The sequence below is a fragment of the Streptomyces sp. MBT53 genome (genome assembly GCF_016654115.1).
In the GTDB taxonomy this organism is placed as follows: domain Bacteria; phylum Actinomycetota; class Actinomycetes; order Streptomycetales; family Streptomycetaceae; genus Streptomyces.
Window position 1 is genome coordinate 1 of sequence record NZ_JAEQAZ010000481.1, and the last position, 682, is coordinate 682.

General features: G+C 76.4%; 1 pseudogene. It reads right to left on the minus strand.

From position 1 onward, the window contains the following. A pseudogene (locus tag JHN45_RS52360) lies at positions 1-682 on the minus strand (molecular chaperone Hsp90); the annotation flags it as partial.

Sequence of the window (682 nt, forward strand, 5' to 3'; positions counted from 1 at the left end):
GCGTGGGCGCGTGCACGACGGGGCTGGTGCGGGGGTGGGCCGGGGTGCCGTCGGCGTCGACGGGGACGGCCCAGGTGACGGACCAGTGGGGGCGCAGCCGTTCCTCCACCGGGCGGTCGGCGAGGAGTTCCTTGGCGAGGTCGCCGTGCGCGTCGGCCGTACGCCAGCGGGTGGTGCCGTCGCGGGTGTCGTCCACGACGGTGTCGGCGCCGACGGTGCGGCGCGTGAGGCTGCGCGGGGGCTGGTCCCCGATCTCGATCACCACCTCCACCAGGCCCGGCAGGGCGAGCAGCAGGGCGTCGTCGACCGCGCTCAGGAGGCGTTCGGCGAGATCCTCGGCGGCGGTGTCGCGCAGCGGGAGGATGACGACCGTGTCGTAGGAGTCGGGGGCGCTGCCTACGGCGGCGAACGGGAGGCGGAGGAGGGGGATGTGGCCGTCTCGGCGGCGGATCTCCGTGCCGAGGCCGGGGCTGTGGCGGGCGGTCTCGTCGGCGAGTTCGCGGGCTTCGGCGAGGGACCAGCGGACGCCGCCGTGGCGGCCCACCAGGGCGGGTTCGTCGGTGACGGCGACCACGGCGGCGAAGCCGACGCCGAACCGGCCTACCGCGCTGTCGCCCGCGTCGCGTTTCGCGGAGGCGCGGAGGGTGGAGAGGGATTCGACGCCGGCCGCGTCGAGGGGGGA